This is a genomic window from Maribacter sp. 4G9, from assembly GCF_002742265.1.
Classification (GTDB): domain Bacteria; phylum Bacteroidota; class Bacteroidia; order Flavobacteriales; family Flavobacteriaceae; genus Maribacter.
Genome location: NZ_MDGL01000047.1, coordinates 1 through 865, shown reverse-complemented (window position 1 = coordinate 865; position 865 = coordinate 1). Strand labels below are relative to the sequence as shown.

The window sequence follows — 865 nt, the reverse complement described above, 5'->3', positions numbered from 1 at the left end:
AAAATACATAGGTGCCTTAGAAATGGGAAACGGAATATGGAGAGTATTTTATAGAAACGTATTTTTAGGCTACTTTAACGAAAATGAATTAAGAACTAAGGAACAATCAGTAAGGTTAGAGACTAATTTAGTGTAAAGTATGTATCTATAACTTTTGTAAACAATGTACCTTAACGAACATTTGAAAAAAAGCATATTATGAAAAGCAAACATTCATTTTTAATAACACTTTTAATAGTCTTAAACATTATGACAGGATGTAAATCTGATAAGTCGGAATTGGATGAAATGGTCGAATTCGGACAAAAATATACCGATGCTTGGAACAGTAAAGTGCCTGAAAAAATGGCTTCATTTTACGCAGAGGATGGAACACTAACTGTAAATAACGGAACACCAGCAGTCGGAAGAAAACAATTAGCGGAAACTGCTAAATCCTATATGGATGCATTTCCTGATTTGGAATTAACTATGGACAGTCTGACAAAGGGAAATGAGACTTATCGATATTACTGGACTTTTAAAGGAACTAATTCTGGACCAAACGGAACTGGCAATAAAGTTGATTTCAGCGGATTTGAAGAATGGACTATGAATGACCAAGGACTCGTCCAAAAATCAATCGGAACATACGATGCGGAAGAATATAAAAAACAGTTGAATGGGAATTAAAAAAACTGGCTACAACAATGTATCCTATGAAAAGCCCTAGTCCAGTTCTCTAAAGTTAGTATTTAATTTTCAATTACTTCATAATGATGGTTTTGGGGTGTTGAATCGTTGATAATTCCGATAGGATTATCAACCATTCAATACCATATAACTTGCTCGGCATCCTATATGTGATACACCGTTATCGGCGTTC

At 34.1% G+C, this 865-nt stretch carries 1 protein-coding gene; it reads left to right on the top strand.

Annotated features, from left to right (window positions below; translation table 11 throughout):
- The first annotated feature begins 198 nt into the window (after window positions 1–198).
- The gene (locus BFP75_RS07115) at window positions 199–672 is read left to right on the top strand and encodes an ester cyclase (protein ID WP_240531721.1); all 474 of its coding nucleotides are present in this window, start codon (window positions 199–201) and stop codon (window positions 670–672) included.
- The last annotated feature ends 193 nt before the right edge of the window (window positions 673–865 follow it).

Coding starts and splice junctions, on each gene's coding strand:
- BFP75_RS07115 (WP_240531721.1), top strand. CDS start 199: ATGAAAAGCAAACATTCATTTTTAATAACACTTTTAATAGTCTTAAAC.